Genomic DNA, 19,638 nt, shown 5'->3' with positions numbered 1-19,638 from the left:
CCGTGACAATCACTTCAGTACTGGTCGCCAATCGTGGCGAAATCGCCCGCCGTGTCTTTGCAACCTGCCGCAAGAACGGAATCGGCACGGTTGCGGTTTTTTCCGACGCGGATGCCGACAGCCCTCACGTCGCCGAAGCCGATGCTTCGGTTCGCCTGCCGGGTAACACGCCTGCCGAGACATACCTGCGGGGTGAGCTCATCATCGCCGCCGCCAAGGCTTCGGGCGCCGACGCGATTCACCCCGGCTACGGATTCCTCTCCGAGAACGCGGAGTTCGCGCGCAGCGTCATCGACGCGGGGCTGACGTGGATCGGTCCGCCCGTCGAATCCATCGAGCTCATGGGGTCGAAAGTCGAGTCCAAGAAGATCATGGACGCGGCCGGAGTTCCGGTGCTGTCCGAACTCGATCCCGCTGCGGTGACCGAAGCTCATCTGCCGGTGCTGATCAAGGCGTCGGCGGGCGGCGGCGGACGCGGAATGCGTGTCGTTCGTGAATTGTCGGCGCTGGACGGCGAACTGGAAGCGGCGCGGCGTGAGGCGCAGTCCGCCTTCGGCGACCCGACTGTCTTCTGCGAGCGCTACCTCGAGACCGGTCGGCACATCGAGGTTCAGGTCATGGCCGACCGCCACGGTGGGGTGTGGGCGGTGGGGGAGCGCGAGTGCTCGATCCAGCGTCGGCATCAGAAGGTGGTCGAAGAGGCACCGTCGCCGCTCGTGCAGCGCATCCCCGCCATGCGCGAGAAGCTGTTCGACGCCTCGCGGCTCGCAGCCAACGCCATCGGTTACGAAGGCGCAGGAACCGTTGAATTCCTGGCTGACGAAAAAGGCGACTTCTTCTTCCTGGAAATGAACACCCGTTTGCAGGTAGAGCATCCGGTCACGGAGTGCACCACTGGACTCGATCTGGTGGAACTGCAATTGCAGGTCGCTTCAGGTGAAGCACTTCCGGACGAACAGCCGGAGATCCGGGGGCATTCGATCGAGGTGCGCCTGTACGCCGAGGACCCCGCCAAGAACTGGCAGCCGCAGAGTGGAACCGTTCACCACATCGAGTTGCCCGGTGACCCGCAAGAATTCAGTGTTCTGCGTGAGCAGGGCGTTCGCCGCGACTCCGGCGTCGTCGACGGCAGTGTTGTCGGCGTCCACTACGACCCGATGTTGGCCAAGATCATCTCGTACGCGCCGACGCGGACCGCAGCTGCCCGGCTGCTCGCGTCGACGCTGGCGCGCACCAGGATTCACGGCCTGCGCACCAACCGCGATCTGCTCGTCAATGTCCTGGCTCACCCCGCCTTCATTGCCGGGGACACCGATACGGCGTTCTTCGAGACCCATGACCTCGAGAAGTTGTCAACGCCTCTGGCCGACACCGACGCCGAAAGGCTTTCGGCGCTGGCGGCGGCACTTGCCGATGCCGCGCACAACCGGGCGTCGGCGCGCGTCATCGGCCGCCTGCCCAGCGGGTGGCGCAACCTGCCGTCGCAGCCGCAGAGCAAGAGCTACTCCACTGCGTCGGGCGACTACGACGTCCGCTACTCCCTGAGCCGAAGCGGCGTGTTGAACGCAGAAGGCTTCGACGACGTGAGCCTGGTATCGGCAACTGCTGCACGGGTAGTGCTCGAGCAGAGCGGAGTACGGCGTTCGTTCGACGTGGCGGCATACGGGAGTGAGATTTTTGTCGACTCCTCGCTGGGGCCCGTCGCGTTGACGGCAGCACCGCGCTTCGTGGATCCGTCGGCGGAAGTCGCCGCCGGTTCGTTGCTCGCTCCGATGCCGGGATCGGTTATCCGCCTCGGCGCCGCACTCGGTGACGCCGTCACTGCCGGCCAGCCGATTCTGTGGCTAGAGGCCATGAAGATGGAACACACCGTCACCGCGCCGACTGCCGGTGTCCTGGTAGAACTTCCGGTCGCCGTCGGCCAGCAGGTCGAGGTCGGATCGGTACTCGCACGTGTGGAAGAACCCGCTACAGAAGAGGAAGCATGATGAGTTTCATCGAAACCGAAGAGCAGAAGGAACTGCGGGCATCCGTTTCCAAACTGGGTGAGCGCTTCAACTACGTCGACTACGTGCTGCCCAAGGCGCGCAAGGGTGAGCCGCTCACCGAATTGTGGAACGAGGCGGGCAAACTCGGATTCCTGGGCGTCAACCTGCCGGAGGAATACGGCGGCGGCGGTGCCGGTATCTACGAACTCGCGCTGGTGCAGGAGGAATTGGCGGCGCAGGGCGCCGGTCTGCTCCTGGTTGTCGTATCCCCGGCCATCTGCGGCACCATCATCGGCAAGTACGGCACGGCGGAGCAGAAGCAGCAGTGGCTACCCAGCCTCGTCGACGGCTCCAAGATCATGGCGTTCGGAATCACCGAGGCCGACGCCGGTTCCAACTCTCATCAGATCACCACGACGGCACGCAGGGATGGCGACGACTGGATCCTGAGCGGCAACAAGATCTACATCTCGGGTGTCGATCAGGCTGACGCGGTCCTCATCGTCGCGCGCACCGAGGACTCCAAGACCGGCAAGCTCAAGCCCGCTCTGTTCATCGTCCCCACGGATTCTCCCGGATTCGTGAAGACGCAGATGGAGATGGACATCATCGAGCCGGACCACCAGTTCATCTTGTTCCTCGACGACGTCCGTTTGCCGGCCGACGCTCTGGTCGGTGAAGCCGATGCCGCCCTGATGCAGTTGTTCGCCGGCCTCAACCCCGAGCGCATCCTGGGTGCGTCGATGGCCATCGGCATGGGCCGTTACGCCCTGAACGCTGCGGTGAAGTTCGCCAACGAGCGCACGGTGTGGAAGACGCCGATCGGTGCGCACCAAGGTATTTCGCATCCACTCGCGCAGGTGAAGATCGAACTCGAGCTCGCCAAGCTGATGATGCAGAAGGCCGCAGTGCTCTACGACAGCGGTGACGATTTCGGTGCTGCCGAAGCCGCGAACATGGCAAAGTACGCCGCCGCCGAAGCCAGCATCAAGGCGCTCGATCAGGCGATCCAGACGCACGGCGGCGCAGGCCTGACGAAGGAATACGGGTTGGCCGCCATGCTCGGCGCGGCCCGTATCGCCCGCGTCGCGCCGGTGAGCCGCGAGATGATCCTCAACTTCGTCTCGCAGCACTCTCTCGGTCTGCCGCGGTCGTACTAAACGGTCCTACTGAAGAGGAGACTCATGACGGATCAGGACAAGCCATACGTACGGTACGAAGTATCGGGCGGTGCTGCCACGATCACTCTCGACTCACCCCACAACCGCAACGCGATTTCGACGCGGTTGGTCACGGAGTTACAAGCGGGGTTGACGTCAGCGGCCGCCGATCCGGCAGTTCGAGCGGTGGTGCTCACCCACACCGGTGGAACATTCTGTGCGGGAGCCGATCTCAGCGAGGCTTCCGGATCGTCCTTATCTCCGGAAGAGGCCGTCAAAGAACGAGGGCGGGGAATGCTGACGCTCTTGCGCAGCATTCTCGAGCTTCCCAAGCCGGTGATCGGGCGCATCGACGGTCACGTCCGAGCCGGGGGTATGGGTCTTGTCGGGGCGTGCGACATCGTCGTCGCCGGACCGGCGAGCACCTTCGCGGTGACGGAATCACGGTTGGGTTTGGCAGCGTCCATCATTTCGCTCACGGTCCTACCGAGGCTCGACCAGCGATCTGCGAGCCGATACCTGCTCACCGGAGAGAAGTTCGGCCAGCACGAGGCCGAATCCATCGGACTCGTCACCGCCGCGTCGCAGGACACGGGGGAGTCGATCACCGAACTGCTCGGCACCTTGCGCCAATGTTCACCGCAGGGACTTGCCGAATCGAAGTGGATCACGACGCGTTCGGTCCTGGCCGGATTCGACCGTGACGGCGAGGAGATGATCGCGCAGTCGGCCCGGCTGTTTTCCTCTGACGAGGCTCGTGAGGGCATGATGTCTTTCTTGCAGAAGCGTCCAGCAGCCTGGGCGCAGTAGAACTGCGCACTGGAACACAGCGGTAGAAAGGATGGCGGCGCGATGACTCGAGAACCCAAGCAGGACCGAAGTCGAGTCACGCGCTCCCACCTGCTCGAAGTGACTGTGGAGTGTCTCGCCGAACTCGGATGGAGCGCAACGACGATGAGCGTCGTCGCCCAGCGTGCCGGGGTGTCCCGCGGTGCGATGCAGCATCACTTTCCGACCCGCGAGGACCTCATCACCGCGGCGCTCGAGGTGATGTTCGACGCCAGGATGGATCAGGCACGAAAGGAATCGACCGACCTTCCGGTGGGTGCCGGACGAACCGAGGCGGTCATTTCGCGGTTGGTCGAGTACTACACCGGGACTCTGTTCAAAGCAGCACTGCAGGTGTGGACGGCCGCTGCCTCCGACCCCGACCTGCGGGCCCGCGTGTTGCCCCTCGAGGAACGGTTCGGGCGCATCGCGCACCGCATGGCCGTCGAGAGTCTGGGCGTCGACGACTCCGATCCGGTGACGCACCGTTTGGTACAGGCGACCCTGGACCTGGCCCGCGGGCTGGGGCTGGCAGACGTCTTGACCGACGACTCGCGTCGACGCACCGAGGTGGTCAAACAATGGGCGGCGCAATTGGATTCCACGCTGGTTCGGGTACCGGTCCCGACTCCCTGAATCGGTAGCGGCGTGGCGGCGACCGATGAGCGAGGTGCGCACGTGGCGTGTGTCGGGGGCCACCGAGAAGTACAGTCGGCTCCATGGCCGCACGCACCCTCACTTCGATCGGGACTTCGGTATTGGTCTCGGCTGCCGTGCTTTCGGCGGTGGTCGGCTGCAGCTCCGACGACGGGTCCGCCGATCGGCCGGGGGACGACGCCAGTTCGCCGGCGCTCGCACCCACCGATCCCGGTCCGATGTTCGCCGAATGCGGCTCGGTGACCGACGAAGAAGTTGTCAACGCCTTCAATCTCGGCACTTTTGCGACGACGACGCGCAACGGTGTCGGTTGCCAGTGGGAGGTGGCTGGTTCGAGCGGTCCGAGCGTCAGTTTCTCCTGGTACCGCGGTAGCCCGATCGGCCGCGAACGGGCAGGGTCCGACCTGCTCGGACGTCCTGCCGACGACATCACGATCGGCGGTCATCAAGGCTTCATCGCGTCCACGGCAGGTTCGTTGTGCGAGTTGGGTATCGCGTTCGGCGGAGACTTCGTGCACTGGTCGATCACCTACGGCTTGCTGCCGCCGACCGCGGATCCATGCACGGTGGCGCGGGATCTGATGGAAAAAACAGTTTCGAGGGCACAGTGAAGTTCGAGGGCGCCGTGAAGCGCGTACGGATCGGGCTCGCCCTGGCTGGATCGCTGGTTCTGCTGACAGGCTGCGGCTCGGTGGTCATCGGGACTCCCCGTGCGGAGGGCAGCTACGGCGGTAGCGACAGCCAGGAATTCGCCAACGTCCTCCAAGAATGCGAGGCCGTCACCGACGAGCAGATCGCCGGTGCCGTGGGTGCCGACGCCGTCGGGCGTGGGTTCTTCGGCGCTATCTGCCGTTGGGACGGCATCGGGGCCGCGGGTCCGATCAAGATCACCTTCAACTGGTTCGAGACGGGCACCCTCGATCACGAGCGCGCTGCTTTCGAACATCTGGGATACGTGGTGGCGAAAATCGACATCAACGGCAGTGGCGGTTACGAGGTTCGCCAGCCGGCCGATCCGCAGAGTTGCGGCGTGAGCGCGAGCGCACCGGCCGGGGGAGTGTTCGGGTGGTGGGTCACCGAGCCGCAGGGCGGCGCGGATCCGTGCGAGGCTGCGGCAAAGCTCGGCGCGTTGACGTTGAACCGCAGCATCTGATCGTGACCGGTCCGGCTGCGTGGTCTGAGTTTGCAGCCAGAGTGTCTGGTCAGAGCGTGAGGTCACTATCACCGTGGCCTCGCTTTGACCTCGTGGCGCGCCGACAGGTATCGTTATGGGTCGTGTCCGGCATGCCCGGGCCGATCTGTGTGCCTAGCTAGGTATTGCCGTGCGCGCGTTCGAGCAGAAACTGCTGATGAACGAGCATCCGGCTGCCTGTGTGGGGGTATGCGACACGCCCGACCTCGGGGGCAGTGCGCGGCATGAAAGTGCTGAGTACAGACTCTGAGGTGGGTGAGGAGCAGCAGCTCTCTTGCTCCAACTGCTAGATCCCTAATTTCAGAACAGCCACGTTTTCGAACGGCCCGAGTTCGCTCGAGCAGTCTGTTCGTCACAAGAAAGCCGGTAAATGCCAACCATCAACCAGCTGGTCCGCAAGGGTCGCCGCGACAAGACCGCCAAGGTCAAGACGGCAGCCCTCAAGGGCAGCCCGCAGCGTCGTGGCGTGTGCACTCGCGTGTACACCACCACCCCCAAGAAGCCGAACTCCGCGCTCCGTAAGGTCGCACGTGTTCGCCTCACGACTTCGGTCGAGGTCACCGCGTACATCCCCGGTGAAGGTCACAACCTTCAGGAGCACTCCATGGTGCTCGTCCGTGGCGGTCGTGTGAAGGACCTCCCGGGTGTCCGTTACAAGATCATCCGCGGCTCCCTGGACACCCAGGGTGTCAAGGGTCGCAAGCAGGCACGCAGCCGCTACGGCGCCAAGAAGGAGAAGAGCTAATGCCACGTAAGGGCCCCGCTCCGAAGCGCCCGCTCATCAACGACCCGGTTTACGGTTCCCCGTTGGTGACGCAGCTCGTCAACAAGATCCTGCTGGACGGCAAGAAGTCCACCGCAGAGCGAATCGTGTACCAGGCTCTCGAGCAGGCACGCGAGAAGACCGGCACCGATCCGGTCGTCACTCTCAAGCGCGCCCTGGACAACGTCAAGCCTGCACTCGAGGTTCGTAGCCGCCGCGTCGGTGGCGCTACCTACCAGGTGCCGGTCGAGGTTCGTCCCGGTCGTTCCACCACGCTGGCACTGCGCTGGCTGGTCACCTTCTCGCGTGCACGTCGTGAGAAGACCATGGTCGAGCGTCTCGCCAACGAGCTCCTCGATGCCAGCAATGGCCTCGGTGCAGCTGTGAAGCGTCGCGAAGACACTCACAAGATGGCCGAAGCCAACAAGGCATTCGCCCACTACCGCTGGTGATGTAAAGCGTCGGAGCAACTGCCATCGGGTGGGGCTCCGACGCTTGTCGCCGTTGGCGACCTGATCATCTCGCCGGTTTCCGGACGCAGGTGGCCAGGTTCGCCTCGGCAGAGACATAATTGAAAGACCATGGCCTTGACGGTGGAACACACCGGATACGGCCGACACCCGAAAACCAAGCAACGAGCGGGGAAGAAACCTGTGGCACAGGAAGTGCTGACTGACCTGAACAAGGTCCGCAACATCGGCATCATGGCGCACATCGATGCCGGCAAGACCACCACCACCGAGCGCATCCTGTTCTACACCGGTGTCAATTACAAGATCGGTGAGACGCACGACGGTGCGTCGACGACGGACTGGATGGAGCAGGAGAAGGAACGCGGCATCACGATCACGTCTGCCGCCGTGACTTGCTTCTGGAACAACAACCAGATCAACATCATCGACACCCCCGGCCACGTCGACTTCACGGTCGAGGTGGAGCGGTCGCTGCGCGTGCTCGACGGCGCAGTTGCTGTCTTCGACGGTAAGGAAGGTGTCGAGCCGCAGTCCGAGCAGGTTTGGCGTCAGGCTGCCAAGTACGACGTTCCGCGCATCTGCTTCGTCAACAAGATGGACAAGATGGGCGCGGACTTCTACTTCACAGTCCAGACCATCATCGACCGTCTCGGCGCGAAGCCGCTCGTTCTCCAGCTGCCCATCGGCGCTGAGGACGACTTCGACGGCGTCGTCGACCTGGTCGAGATGCGTGCCATCACCTGGCGCGGCGTAGTTCCGACCGGTGCACTGCCGACCATCGAAGAGATCCCCGCGGACCTCGTCGAGAAGGCTGCAGAGTACCGCGAGAAGCTGCTCGAAACCGTTGCCGAGTCCGACGAAGCTCTCATGGAGAAGTACTTCGGCGGCGAAGAGCTCACGGTCGAGGAAATCAAGGGCGCCATCCGCAAGATGACGGTCGCTTCCGAGCTGTACCCGGTCATCTGTGGCTCCGCGTTCAAGAACAAGGGCGTTCAGCCCATGCTCGACGCAGTCATCGATTACCTGCCGAACCCGCTGGACATCGGCGAGGTCGTCGGCCACAAGCTCGGTGACGAAGAAGTAGAGATCACTCGCAAGCCGAGCAAGGAAGAGCCGTTCTCGGCTCTCGCCTTCAAGATCGCTGCTCACCCGTTCTTCGGCAAGCTGACCTTCGTCCGCGTGTACTCGGGTCGTATCGATCCGGGCGCTCAGGTGCTCAACGCAACCAAGGGCAAGAAGGAGCGCATCGGAAAGCTCTTCCAGATGCACGCCAACAAGGAGAACCCGGTAGACGAGGCCGTAGCCGGCCACATCTACGCAATGATCGGCCTCAAGGACACCACCACCGGTGACACCTTGTGCGATCAGGCGAGCCCCATCGTCCTCGAGTCGATGTCGTTCCCCGCGCCGGTCATCCAGGTCTCCATCGAGCCCAAGACCAAGTCCGACCAGGAAAAGCTGGGCGTCGCGATCCAGAAGCTCGCCGAAGAGGATCCGACCTTCTCGGTCGAACTCGACGAAGAGACCGGTCAGACCGTCATCGGCGGTATGGGCGAGCTCCACCTCGACATCCTCGTCGACCGCATGCGTCGCGAGTTCAAGGTCGAGGCGAACGTCGGTAAGCCGCAGGTTGCGTACCGCGAGACCATCACCAAGAAGGTCGAGAAGCACGACTACACCCACAAGAAGCAGACGGGTGGCTCGGGCCAGTTCGCAAAGGTCATCATCGCTCTGGAGCCTTTCGTGGGCGAAGACGGTGCTACCTACGAGTTCGAGAACAAGGTCTCCGGCGGACGTATCCCGCGCGAGTACATCCCCTCCGTGGATGCTGGTGCGCAGGACGCGATGCAGTACGGTGTTCTCGCCGGCTACCCGCTCGTGAACCTGAAGCTGTCGCTGCTCGATGGTGCTTACCACGACGTCGACTCCTCGGAAATGGCGTTCAAGGTTGCCGGTTCGCAGGCACTGAAGGAAGCCGCCCGCAAGGCCGGCCCCGTCATTCTCGAGCCGCTCATGGCTGTCGAGGTCACAACGCCCGAGGAGTACATGGGCGACGTGATCGGCGACCTCAACTCCCGCCGTGGCCAGATCCAGGCCATGGAGGAACGCAGTGGTGCCCGTGTCGTGAAGGCGCTGGTTCCGCTCTCGGAGATGTTCGGTTACATCGGTGACCTGCGGTCGAAGACCCAGGGCCGTGCGAACTTCTCCATGGTGTTCGATTCCTACGCAGAGGTTCCCGCGAACGTCTCGAAGGAAATCATCGCCAAGGCGACGGGCGAGTAAGCACAGCGAGCTCCCCAGCCCGCGCCGGCAAGTGACCTCGGTTGCTTCCGGCACGAAGCACGACCAAGTAACAACCAACCGCACTGCTGCATACGGCAAGCAACAACAGTCCAGGAGGACACAAAGTGGCGAAGGCGAAGTTCGAGCGGACGAAGCCGCACGTGAACATCGGCACCATTGGTCACGTCGACCACGGCAAGACCACGACGACGGCGGCCATCACCAAGGTTCTCGCGGATGCATTCCCCGACCTGAACGAGGCTTCGGCCTTCGATCAGATCGACAAGGCTCCCGAGGAAAAGGCTCGTGGCATCACGATCAACATCTCGCATGTTGAGTACCAGACGGAAAAGCGCCACTACGCGCACGTCGATGCACCGGGTCACGCCGACTACATCAAGAACATGATCACCGGCGCAGCTCAGATGGACGGCGCTATCCTCGTCGTCGCAGCTACCGACGGCCCGATGCCCCAGACGCGCGAGCATGTCCTGCTCGCTCGCCAGGTTGGCGTTCCTTACATCCTCGTCGCCCTGAACAAGGCCGACATGGTTGACGATGACGAGATCCTCGAGCTCGTCGAGATGGAGGTCCGCGAACTGCTGGCCGCTCAGGAATTCGACGAGGAAGCCCCCGTCATTCCGATCTCGGCACTCAAGGCACTCGAGGGTGACCCGAAGTGGACGCAGTCCATCCTCGACCTGATGGCTGCAGTCGACGAGTCCATCCCGGACCCGGTCCGCGAGACGGACAAGCCCTTCCTCATGCCCGTCGAGGATGTCTTCACGATCACCGGCCGTGGCACGGTTGTCACCGGTCGTATCGAGCGTGGCTCGGTCAACGTGAACGAGGAGGTGGAGATCGTCGGCATCAAGGAGACCTCCACCAAGACCACCGTCACGGGTATCGAGATGTTCCGCAAGCTGCTCGACTCGGGCCAGGCCGGCGACAACGTCGGACTGCTCGTTCGTGGCATCAAGCGCGAAGATGTCGAGCGTGGACAGGTTGTCGTCAAGCCGGGCACCACGACTCCCCACACGGAGTTCGAGGGCCAGGCATACATCCTGTCGAAGGACGAGGGCGGCCGCCACACCCCGTTCTTCAACAACTACCGCCCGCAGTTCTACTTCCGTACCACGGACGTTACGGGCGTCGTGACGCTGCCTGAGGGCACCGAGATGGTCATGCCCGGTGACAACACCGAGATGTCCGTCAAGCTCATCCAGCCTGTCGCCATGGACGAGGGCCTGCGCTTCGCAATTCGCGAAGGCGGCCGTACGGTCGGCGCCGGCAAGGTTGCCAAGATCATCAAGTGAGACTCTTGTCTCGCTAGCTGATTCACAGCACTAGGAAAGGCGCTCATTCCCTTCGGGGAGTGAGCGCCTTTTCTGTGTCTGTGGTCAGGTGGTCTGCGATCGGTTGTTCGGGGTGCTTCTACTTCGAGGCTTCTACCCGGTCGAGATGCAACAGAACCTGTACCGCGACAGGTGAGCCGTCGAGGCTTCGCCTGGTTGCACGGGCGATGTGTTCGGCCGAAGTGGTGAAGCCGACGACATCGATCGCCGGGTCTGCGGTGACGACAATCGACAGCGTTGGCAGTCCGCGATCGATCGTCGCTTTGCTTCTGGTGCTGCGCACGCCGCTCAGCTGGGCGAGTTCTGCCGCTACGCCGTCGGCGACCGGTCCCAGATCCACACTGACGTCGGTACCGGACTCGTTGTGCCGCAATGTGACTGCGCTCGTTCGGCGTCGACGAAGGTTCAGGTACAACAGCCCGAAACCGGCGAAGACGCAGAGGATGAAGGTGCCCGACAGCACCCAGTGCCACCAAGGCTCCTCCGGAAGACCGAAGAGGACCTCACGATCGAGTCGTGACACCCAGGTCCTGATCAGTGAGGCACCCGCGTCCCACGCGATGGCGTATGCGCCCGCCGCGAGGAGTGCGATTCCGACGATGAGGACGATGGTCCGATCGACCGCGGAGATCCAGCGGTTCACGAGGCGTCCTTTCGTCGTACTGGCGTTTCTCTCACGACTACCGAAAGCTGCAGTGGCTGCTGGAGTATCGCGAGATGAGGCCGAACTGCCGCGTCGACGGCCGCGGCAAGTTCGGTTCGATCGCCGCCGGTGGATTCGATGTGGACCTTGATGTGTTTGCGGTCGACGCTGGTGTGGGCCGAGTCGACGCCGGGAACGACCGCTGCGTGGCTACTGCACAGACGTGCAATGTCCGTCGGCCGCATCCATACCGTCGATGCGCTCGGGTTACCCAACGGCACATGGGTTTTCGCCCGGCGTTTGAGGGCGGACATGATCAGGACAACGCCCGCGACGACGGCAGCGATGGCCACCGGAAGCAGCCACGGTTGCCAGTGCAGACGCGACGTCCACTCCACGGAGTTTCGGATCCAGGGCGCCGAATCGAAGGTTCCGCGGTTGATGAACCATTCGCGCGAGACCACGAAAGCGAGTGCGAGTAGACCGCACGCGATGACGACGGCTGACACCGCGGCGGCGGGGTTCGCGGAGGGAACTCGGGGTGGAATCGGATCCGAGAGTGCCTCCTGTGCGGGGCCTTCCGCGATTTCGACGCCGGAAACACAGGATTCGTCAGAACCCTCGGTTGCCGCGATCATGACGTTCATGTCGTGGAGGGGCAGGCCGGTCAGCGACTCGACGCTGCGTCCGACTTCTGCCCGCACGCGACCGGTCAGTTCGGTGACCGAACATGGCCAGGACACAGCGAGGAACAGATTGATGGCCACGGCGTCGCTGCCCATCGAGATGTCGGCTCGCGGAAGGTCGCGCCCGGTCAGGCGGGTCAAGCCACCGGACTGGCGGACCACCCCCGGGACGTTCACCGCTGCGGCAGTGGCTATCTTGGCCATCGCCCGGTCCTTGATGACCAGTGAACCTCGTAGGCCGGGATCGTCTGCCGCGTTCGGAGTGGTCGGCTCAGCCACGGCCACGGCTTCGGAGGATCGCGCCGAGATCGAGATGTCCGTCGCGGTGTGCTCCGATCGCCATACCGGCGGCGCCGAGCAGGACGGCGAAGACGAATCCGCTGAATCCGCCCATGATTCCGGCGAGCGCGAGGAGCAGACCGACCAGCAGTCCGACGGTAGTGCTGTTCATGTCAGTTCCCTTCTCGAATGTTCGGTGCGATCTCGGTGACGGTGGAAAGCTCGGTGACTGCATCTTCGGAATTTTCGGGTGGATATCCCGCTGTCGACAAGTCTCCGACGGTCACGTTCACCGGTACGTCGACCAACCGTGCCACCACCGCTCGGACGCGTTCGGCGACGCCGCGAACGTCGGCCGGATAGTGAACGGAAATGTGTACCGCACAAGAGTTTTCGTCGACGACGACGCCGGTGACTCGACGTCCGGGGAGGTAGGTCCCCACCTCACCGAATTGCCCGCCGTGCAGATCTGCCACTTCCGGGATCGCAAGAACTGCGTCGGCGACGATCTCGGCCGCGTCGATCTCGCGGCCGGCGTCGGCGGTACTCACTGAACCCTCGGCTTGGCTTCCGGATCGGTACTGCCGCCACTCTCTGCATCCTCGAAGAGCATGACGTCGAAGACGGTGATGTTGACCTCGGTGACCTCGAGACCCGTCATGCTTTCGACTGCGGCAATGACGTTTCGGCGGATACCTACCGCCAATTCGTGGAGTGCGACGCCGTATTCGGCGACAATGCCGATGTCGATGGCGGCTTGTTTCTCGCCCACTTCCACCGCGACGCCCTGGGCATGGTTGACGCGGGCGCCCGGAATACGGTCGCGAAGTGCCCCCACCGCGCGCGCGGTGCCCCCACCGACGTCGTACACGCCGTTGATCTCGCGGGTCGCGATACCGGCGATCTTGGCGACCACGGCGTCGGCGATGATCGTCTTGCCCTGGGTGCTGACTAGTTCCGCGCCACCGTCGGCGCCGAATCGGACGCTGTTCTTTTCACTGGAATCGCTGGTCATGGGGGCTCCCTGCTCATGTGTCAGTGCGTGCGTCTGAAGTACCTCCAACTGTAGTGACTGGTAGGTGGCCATGCGGGATGCACCACACCTACTCCGGCATTTGGTATGGCAGAGTCGGGGTCAAATAGTGACGGCGTTCATAGTGAGCGCTGCTAGTGACGTGGGTCGGACAGGGTGGTACGTGGTGGCACGGATAGTGATCGTGGGTGCGGGGTTGTCGGGGCTGCGGACCGTGGAGGAACTGCGACGAGCAGGCTTCGGGGGTGAGTTGACGCTCGCCGGTGGGGAAACACATCTGCCATACGACCGGCCGCCGCTGTCGAAGGAAGTGATCCGCGGCGACAAGGACGAGACGACGCTGCGTCCGGCAGAGTTCTACGTCGAGAACAAGGTCGATCTCAAGCTCGGTTCGCCCGCGACCTCGGTGGACACTGCCGCAAAGTCGGTGGCGTTCGCGGACGGATCCACCCTCGACTACGACGAGTTGGTCATCGCGACCGGACTGACTCCGCGTCGCATTGCCGGCCTTCCGGAGCTGTCCGGAGTGCACGTTCTGCGCTCCATCGAGGAGGCGCTGGCCCTTCGCGCCGAGCTGGCTCCCGGCAAGCGTGCGCTGATCGTCGGGGCCGGCTTCATCGGCTGCGAACTGGCCGCCAGCATGAAGTCTCACGGCGTCGACGTCGTGTTGCTCGAGCCTCAGCCGACACCGCTGGCGTCGGTGCTCGGCCCCACCGTTGGCGCCCTCGTCGAACGTCTGCATCGGAACGAGGGCGTCGATGTCCGCGTCGGCACCGGCTTGACCTCGTTGTCCGGCGACGGAGCGGTTGCCACTGCGACCTTGAGCGACGGTTCGGAGATCCCGGTCGACGTGGTGGCGATCGGAGTCGGTTCGGTGCCGGTCACGGGATGGCTCGATGGTTCGGGAATCGAACTCGACAACGGAGTGCTCTGCGACGGCGTCGGCCGCACCAGTACCGAACACGTCTGGGCCGTCGGCGACGTCGCGTCCTGGCAGATCGGTGATCGACGCAAGCGCGTCGAGCACTGGACCAATGCGGGCGACCAGGCCAAGATCCTGGCGGGAGCGCTCACCGGAACGGGTGATCCCGATGCTCCGGCGCAGGTTCCCTACTTCTGGAGCGATCAGTACGACGTCAAGATCCAGGCGTTGGGGACCGTCGCACCCACGGACACCGTTCACATCGTCAAGGACGACGGCCGAAAGTTCGTCGCCTACTACGAGCGCGACGGTGTGCTGGCAGCTGTCGTCGGCGGAGGTAGCGCGGGAGCGGTGATGAAGATGCGCGCCAAGATCGCGGCCGGCACGCCCATCTCTGACGTGTTGGAGTCCACACCGGCCTGAACGGATGAGGCAGGACCGGTTCCGAGGCGATAGATTTGTGCGGTGATCGTTGCACTCATCGACTCGGGACTGGGCCTGCTCCCTACCTCTGCGTGGCTCAGACGCCTGCGCCCGGATCTCGATCTGGTGCTCTCCCTGGATCCGGACGGCGCCCCCTGGGGCCCCAAGCCTGAGCCGTGGGTCGTCGACCGGGTACTCGGTGCGGTGCGGCGGAGCCTCGATTGTGGGGCTCAGGTCATCGTTCTTCCATGCAATACTGCCAGCGTCACCGCGCTGCCACACGTGCGAGAACTGGTCGGGCCGGAAGTGCCGGTCATCGGAACGGTGCCCGCGATCAAACCCGCCGCTGCCGCGTGCGATTCAGTGGCGATCTGGGCTACAGCCGCGACGACGGCCAGCCGGTACCAAGCCGATCTGATCGAGCAGTTCGGCAACGGCGCCAAGGTCGTCGGAGTGCCGTGCCACGGCCTGGCCGATTCGATAGATCTCGGTGATCGCGCAGCCGCACTTGCTGCCATCGATTCCGCGGTTGCCCGGACGCCGGACGACGTCAGCGGCGTTGTCCTCGGGTGCACCCACTACCCACTGCTCGCCGACGAGATCGCAGCACGGCTACCCGCCGGCGTCACACTCTTCGACAGCGCCGAAGCCGTTGCACGACAGACTCTGCGGCGGATCGACGGGCTCGGTGCCGCGGGCGAAGGATCGGGAACCGTCGAGGTGTTCGTGAGCGGTCGTCCGGGCGCACTACCGCCCAGCGCCGAAGCCTTCGACGCCGGGCGGTTGTTGGGCGCGATCAAAGCCTGATCCAGCCGCTCTGTCAATGGGCGGCTACGCCGCTCCGTCAATGGGCGGCTACGCCGCCGTGACCCCCGTGATGCATCCGCGCACTCATCACCGGCATCGCACTCACCGCGACCACAACGGTCAGAACCCCGACCACCCAGGCCGTCCACGACGCACCGCGCAGAACGTCGAAGTTCATCACCCAGGGTGAAATGAACATCAAGACGCCGAAAACACCCATCGCGTAATCCGCCATGGCCATGTCCGGACGTGCCATGTGCGCCAGACCCGACAGTGCAACCAGGACACCCAGGACGACGAGTGACCACATTGCCCGATCGGTGGTGTCGAGCCACATCGGCGAGAGAGCCGCAAAGACGCCGAGAACCACCGCGACGGCATCTTGCATTCGATTCCACGACTTCATGACGAGACCTCCAAAGACGAGAGTGTGTCCACCTGTAGTACACGCCCGCGGAAGATCGAGATCAACTCTCCGCCAATTGCATTCGCGTTGCAGTTAGAGGCGATGTGGAGGCTCGAATATCAAGATTTGTGACCATTCGTCCGGATGGCCACGAGCCCGCGCGGCGCGCTTGCCGCGATATGTCCCGAGAGTGCCATGAGGGTGAGAGTGGTGAATGCGATAGCGGCGGTGATCATGGGTGGTCCTTTCACTGACTGTCCTCGAGTGTCGTCTGCCGACCTGTGGCCGAGCAGGGCACACGGTGTGAGGACGCTGAGAGAATCGAAGAGTCCGCACAGACGACCCGTGAGAAGGTTCTGGGGTGACGCAATCGAGTGCCCCGAACGTGATCGAGCAGTTGGCCGACCTCGCGGATCCCGCGGATGCCGTCCACTTGCAGCGGTTCTTCAAGACAGCGCCGGGGGAGTACGGCGAGGGCGACGTATTCATCGGCGTGCGAGTACCGAAGACGCGATCGGTGGTGAAGAAGCACGTCGGACTCGCGTTGCCTCAGATACGTCTCCTTCTCGACAGTGACGTTCACGAGCACCGATTGGCCGGGCTGCTGATCCTGGTCGCTCAATTCGAAAAAGTCAGTCGCCCAAAATTTTTCGACGACGAGGGCCGCGCTCGCATCGCAGGCTTCTATCTGACCGCTGTCGAGGACGGGCGGGTCAACAATTGGGATCTGGTGGATTCGTCCGCCGGACAGATCCTCGGCGGCTGGCTGTACGACCGAGATCGCCGGCTGATCTTCGAGCTTTCCGATTCGGGTGACCTGTGGCGACGACGGGTGGCGCTGCTGACGACGTACGGATTCATCACTCGCGGCGACGCGTCGACCACGCTCGAGCTTGCCGCTCAGGTGCTGGGTGATCGACGAGACCTGACCCAGAAAGCGATGGGCTGGATGCTCCGCGAGGTGGGCAAGCGGGTGGATCGGGATTTGTTGACCGGCTTCCTTACTGAGAATGCAGCAGACATGGGACGCACGGCGCTGAGCTACGCGTGCGAACACCTGACCGCAGACGAGCGAGCGCACTTCCGGGCGGCCCGCTAGCGAAGTACCGCTCGGTAGGTTGTGGGACGATTCTCGGTATGCCCGCCACCCGTGTCGAGGCGTCTCGAATTGTGACGATCGGTTCACTGATCGCTGCCGGCGTCGCAGCTCTGTGTTATCTCGTGTACTCCGTTCGGGCCGTCGAACCCGTTGATTTTCTCGTCTACCGCTACGCTGCCCAGGCATTTGCCGCAGGCTCGAACATCTACGAGAGCAACCTTGTCGGCCCGTTGATCGTCGACGAGGGCATGCCGTTCACCTACACCCCGTTCGCGGTGATCTTCCTCTGGCCGACTGTTCTCTTCGACTGGTGGACGGCCTATCTGCTGTGGTCGGCGTTGTGCATCGCGGCGGTGGTGTGGACAGTCGCCAAGTTCACTCCCGCTCGCGTCCCCAAGCGGCCGCTCGTCATGGCGGCATTGGTCCTGGCCGTGTCGGTGACACCCATCGTCAGCGCGCACATCTCCTTCGGCCAGGTGAACCTGGTGCTGATGGTGCTCGTACTGCTCGACGTGACCCGCAGAGGCGATTCGAGATTCGGCCGGTGGTTTCCACGAGGACTTTTGATCGGCGTCGCAGCCGCGATCAAGCTGACGCCGGCGCTGTTCATCGTCTACTTCGTCGTCACGAAGCAGTGGCGACTCGCGATCTGGAGTTCGATCGGATTTGCCGCGGCGACCGCCGTCGCAGCAATGGTGGACCCGGCCGTCAGCTGGACCTTCTGGTCGGACGTCGTCTGGAACCTCAGTGACCGGGTGGACTTGAGCGGGCAGGCGATCGCGAGTGCCGGTAACAGTTCACTGCAGGGCGGACTTGCGGCACTGGGCACATGGACGGCGTCTCTGGCGATGCCGTTGACCGTGCTGTGCGCGGCGGTAGCGCTCTGGGTCGCCCGAGATGTATATCGCGTCGGTCGTGGGGTCGATGCGGCGTTGGTGATCGGTTTGAGTGCGCCGATTCTTTCGCCGATCAGCTGGATTCATCACTGGGTGTATCTCGTGCCTGCTGCCGTCACGGTTCTCTTTCGGCTTCGATCGCCGCTGCAGTTCGGTGCGGCCGCTGTGGGGTTGGCCGTCGTCTATTGCGGGCCGAGCATGGGGCAGCAGTTCATCGAGACGTCGCCGCTCCTGCTGCCGCTGGGGTTGGTCCTTCGTGAGGGCTTCCTGATCGTGACCCTGGTGCTGATTCTTGCGTTGTGGCGGTTGCCCACAACGGCGCCGGAGTGGGTTACGGGGCGGGACTCGGAAGATAGCGCGGATGATGCCTCGGAAGATGACAAAGCCCCCGATTCCGCAGGGAATCAGGGGCCGTCATGCATCGAAGCAGGGTTCAGAACTCGATCTTCAGGCGATCGGTGATCGGCTTCGCCTGGCAACCGAGGATGTAGCCGTTCGCCACGTCCTCGGCGTCGAGGATCTCGGAGTTGTCCATCTGGACTTCGCCTTCGGTGACGGTGCAGGCACACGACCCGCACTCACCTTCCTGGCAGGAGTACGGAACGTCGAGACCCTTGGCGAGCATGATGTCGACGAGCGTCTGCTTGCGCGGCCAGACGAGGGTGTGGGTTTCACCGTCCAGTTCGACCTCGACGGTTGCGGCGTCGGCAGCTTCCTCGTCGGAGACCTCGGCTACCTCGACGTCACGGAACGGGTCGCCGGCGAGTGAATTGAAGACCTCGGCGTGAACCTGCGTGCGGGGCATGCCCGCTTCTGCCAGTGCCTTGTGGACGGCGTCCATGAAGGGGCCTGGACCGCACATGAAGGCCTCGTACGCGACAAATGGCTTGGCGAGCGTCGCCAGTTGCGAGACAGCGGGGAGTCCCTGCACGGTTTCGATCCAGTGGACCACGGTGAGGCGGCCGGGGTGTTGCGCTGCCAGCTCGCGCAGTTCGGCGCCGAAGATGACGGACTTCTCGTCGCGATTCGCGTAGATCAGCACGACGTTGCCGCTGCCCTGCGTGAGGGCGGACTTGAGAATCGAGATCACCGGAGTGATTCCGCTGCCTGCACCGAAGAGCAGGAAGTCGTGATCGAGCGACTTGGGCGTGAAGACACCTGACGGCGGCAGCACTTCGATGGTGTCGCCGACCTGGAGCTTGTCGCACAGCCAGTTGGAGCCGTAGCCGTCGACAGTTCGCTTGACGGTCACCTTGGGGGCGTCGTCGGTGAAGGGTGAACTGGCCAGGGAGTAGCAGCGTGCGACCGAGCCGGTCTGATCACTCGGGATGCGCAGGGTCAGGAATTGACCTGGCTTGTAGTCGAACTTGTCCTTCAGTTCTGCGGGAATTTCGAACACCAGCGACCGGGCGTCGGAAGTCTCTTCGATGACTCCGGACACGGTGAGTACCGCCGATCGCGAGCTGTGCGGTACCTCGACTGTCGTCATCGCGAAGCTAGTCCTCTCGTGAAGCTGGGTAAAGCGCAGGTCAGTGAAGTGCAACATATAGAACGTGTTCTAGTTCAATGTTAGCAGTGATGAAAAGCTACTGGGGATCGTAGTCGCCGAGCAACACGTTCCCGATCAGCGGGAACCACGGCAGTCTGATCCGGCCTTCCTGGCGGTCCGGGGTGGCGACGACCTGCCCGAACGGGCGGTTCGCGGGCGGCGTCCGGGCGGTTGAGCTGCCGAAGTCTGTGCACGG

Annotated in this window: 21 protein-coding genes; 14 read left to right on the top strand and 7 right to left on the bottom strand. The window is 63.5% G+C overall.

Going from position 1 to position 19,638, the window contains the following annotated elements; all coding sequences use genetic code 11:
- Window positions 1-2 precede the first annotated feature (2 nt).
- The 10 genes from QM596_RS22385 to tuf all read left to right on the top strand — a co-directional run bounded on the left by QM596_RS22385 (window position 3) and on the right by tuf (window position 10,660).
- A complete protein-coding gene (locus QM596_RS22385; protein WP_283309964.1) occupies window positions 3-1,988 on the top strand; it encodes an ATP-binding protein in 1,986 nt (661 codons plus the stop codon).
- The gene (locus QM596_RS22380) at window positions 1,988-3,148 is read left to right on the top strand and encodes an acyl-CoA dehydrogenase family protein (RefSeq protein ID WP_283310203.1); all 1,161 of its coding nucleotides are present in this window, start codon (window positions 1,988-1,990) and stop codon (window positions 3,146-3,148) included. The genes QM596_RS22385 and QM596_RS22380 overlap by 1 nt, the downstream gene beginning before the upstream one ends.
- Before the next feature lie 24 nt (window positions 3,149-3,172).
- Window positions 3,173-3,958, top strand: a complete 786-nt coding sequence (locus tag QM596_RS22375; RefSeq protein ID WP_046378231.1) for an enoyl-CoA hydratase family protein — start codon at window positions 3,173-3,175, stop codon at window positions 3,956-3,958.
- A gap of 42 nt (window positions 3,959-4,000) precedes the next feature.
- Window positions 4,001-4,612, top strand: a complete 612-nt coding sequence (locus QM596_RS22370; RefSeq protein ID WP_019744287.1) for a TetR/AcrR family transcriptional regulator — start codon at window positions 4,001-4,003, stop codon at window positions 4,610-4,612.
- Window positions 4,613-4,695: 83 nt separating this feature from the next.
- On the top strand, window positions 4,696-5,244 hold the full coding sequence (locus QM596_RS22365; RefSeq protein ID WP_279164374.1) for a DUF3558 domain-containing protein: 549 nt from the start codon (window positions 4,696-4,698) through the stop codon (window positions 5,242-5,244).
- Complete coding sequence (locus QM596_RS22360) at window positions 5,241-5,786, top strand: DUF3558 domain-containing protein (protein WP_060939051.1); 546 nt, start codon at window positions 5,241-5,243, stop codon at window positions 5,784-5,786. The genes QM596_RS22365 and QM596_RS22360 overlap by 4 nt, the downstream gene beginning before the upstream one ends.
- Window positions 5,787-6,195: 409 nt before the next feature.
- Entirely contained in the window at window positions 6,196-6,570 is a 375-nt protein-coding gene (rpsL, locus tag QM596_RS22355) for a 30S ribosomal protein S12 (protein ID WP_003941908.1), read from the top strand.
- Window positions 6,570-7,040, top strand: coding sequence for a 30S ribosomal protein S7 (rpsG, locus tag QM596_RS22350; RefSeq protein ID WP_003941856.1), 471 nt, complete (start codon window positions 6,570-6,572; stop codon window positions 7,038-7,040). The genes rpsL and rpsG overlap by 1 nt, the downstream gene beginning before the upstream one ends.
- Before the next feature lie 201 nt (window positions 7,041-7,241).
- Window positions 7,242-9,344 (top strand): elongation factor G, encoded by a 2,103-nt coding sequence (fusA, locus tag QM596_RS22345; protein WP_003942073.1) that lies wholly within the window; start codon window positions 7,242-7,244, stop codon window positions 9,342-9,344.
- A gap of 125 nt (window positions 9,345-9,469) precedes the next feature.
- Window positions 9,470-10,660, top strand: coding sequence for an elongation factor Tu (tuf, locus tag QM596_RS22340; protein ID WP_019744283.1), 1,191 nt, complete (start codon window positions 9,470-9,472; stop codon window positions 10,658-10,660).
- A gap of 118 nt (window positions 10,661-10,778) precedes the next feature.
- Here tuf and QM596_RS22335 read toward each other — a convergent pair whose 3' ends face one another.
- From QM596_RS22335 to QM596_RS22315, 5 genes are read right to left on the bottom strand one after another with little or no spacing between them, the layout of a single operon-like run.
- Entirely contained in the window at window positions 10,779-11,342 is a 564-nt protein-coding gene (locus QM596_RS22335; RefSeq protein ID WP_019744282.1) for a hypothetical protein, read from the bottom strand.
- Window positions 11,339-12,313: a DUF6286 domain-containing Asp23/Gls24 family envelope stress response protein gene (locus QM596_RS22330; RefSeq protein WP_019744281.1), complete on the bottom strand. Its 975-nt coding sequence runs from the start codon at window positions 12,311-12,313 to the stop codon at window positions 11,339-11,341. Before QM596_RS22330 ends, QM596_RS22335 begins: the two co-directional genes overlap by 4 nt.
- Window positions 12,300-12,479 (bottom strand): hypothetical protein, encoded by a 180-nt coding sequence (locus tag QM596_RS22325; RefSeq protein WP_003942043.1) that lies wholly within the window; start codon window positions 12,477-12,479, stop codon window positions 12,300-12,302. The genes QM596_RS22330 and QM596_RS22325 overlap by 14 nt, the downstream gene beginning before the upstream one ends.
- A 1-nt stretch (window position 12,480) precedes the next feature.
- Window positions 12,481-12,858, bottom strand: coding sequence for a hypothetical protein (locus tag QM596_RS22320; RefSeq protein ID WP_020968986.1), 378 nt, complete (start codon window positions 12,856-12,858; stop codon window positions 12,481-12,483).
- Window positions 12,855-13,322 carry an Asp23/Gls24 family envelope stress response protein gene (locus tag QM596_RS22315; RefSeq protein WP_003941912.1) on the bottom strand — a complete coding sequence of 156 codons (468 nt, stop codon included), beginning with the start codon at window positions 13,320-13,322 and terminating at the stop codon, window positions 12,855-12,857. Before QM596_RS22315 ends, QM596_RS22320 begins: the two co-directional genes overlap by 4 nt.
- Window positions 13,323-13,506: 184 nt before the next feature.
- Between QM596_RS22315 and QM596_RS22310 the strand changes: the two genes are divergently transcribed.
- Window positions 13,507-14,685 (top strand): NAD(P)/FAD-dependent oxidoreductase, encoded by a 1,179-nt coding sequence (locus QM596_RS22310; protein WP_283309963.1) that lies wholly within the window; start codon window positions 13,507-13,509, stop codon window positions 14,683-14,685.
- A 42-nt stretch (window positions 14,686-14,727) separates the two neighbouring features.
- Window positions 14,728-15,492: a glutamate racemase gene (locus QM596_RS22305; RefSeq protein WP_283309962.1), complete on the top strand. Its 765-nt coding sequence runs from the start codon at window positions 14,728-14,730 to the stop codon at window positions 15,490-15,492.
- Window positions 15,493-15,529: 37 nt separating this feature from the next.
- Here QM596_RS22305 and QM596_RS22300 read toward each other — a convergent pair whose 3' ends face one another.
- A complete protein-coding gene (locus QM596_RS22300; protein ID WP_283309961.1) occupies window positions 15,530-15,898 on the bottom strand; it encodes an SPW repeat domain-containing protein in 369 nt (122 codons plus the stop codon).
- A gap of 361 nt (window positions 15,899-16,259) precedes the next feature.
- Here QM596_RS22300 and QM596_RS22295 point away from each other — a divergent pair, with 361 nt between their 5' ends.
- Both QM596_RS22295 and QM596_RS22290 read left to right on the top strand, forming a co-directional pair.
- Entirely contained in the window at window positions 16,260-16,997 is a 738-nt protein-coding gene (locus QM596_RS22295) for a DNA alkylation repair protein (protein ID WP_283309960.1), read from the top strand.
- Window positions 16,998-17,035: 38 nt separating this feature from the next.
- The gene (locus QM596_RS22290; protein WP_283309959.1) at window positions 17,036-18,355 is read left to right on the top strand and encodes a glycosyltransferase 87 family protein; all 1,320 of its coding nucleotides are present in this window, start codon (window positions 17,036-17,038) and stop codon (window positions 18,353-18,355) included.
- Here the strand turns inward: QM596_RS22290 and QM596_RS22285 are convergent.
- A complete protein-coding gene (locus tag QM596_RS22285) occupies window positions 18,327-19,382 on the bottom strand; it encodes a ferredoxin--NADP reductase (protein WP_020906844.1) in 1,056 nt (351 codons plus the stop codon). The two genes, QM596_RS22290 and QM596_RS22285, sit on opposite strands and share 29 nt — an antisense overlap.
- Window positions 19,383-19,638 lie beyond the last annotated feature (256 nt).

The organism is Rhodococcus sp. IEGM 1406 (genome assembly GCF_030056745.1).
GTDB lineage: Bacteria > Actinomycetota > Actinomycetes > Mycobacteriales > Mycobacteriaceae > Rhodococcus_F > Rhodococcus_F erythropolis.
The sequence above is the reverse complement of the archived record's forward strand: the minus strand, read 5'-3'. Positions and strand labels throughout refer to the sequence as shown.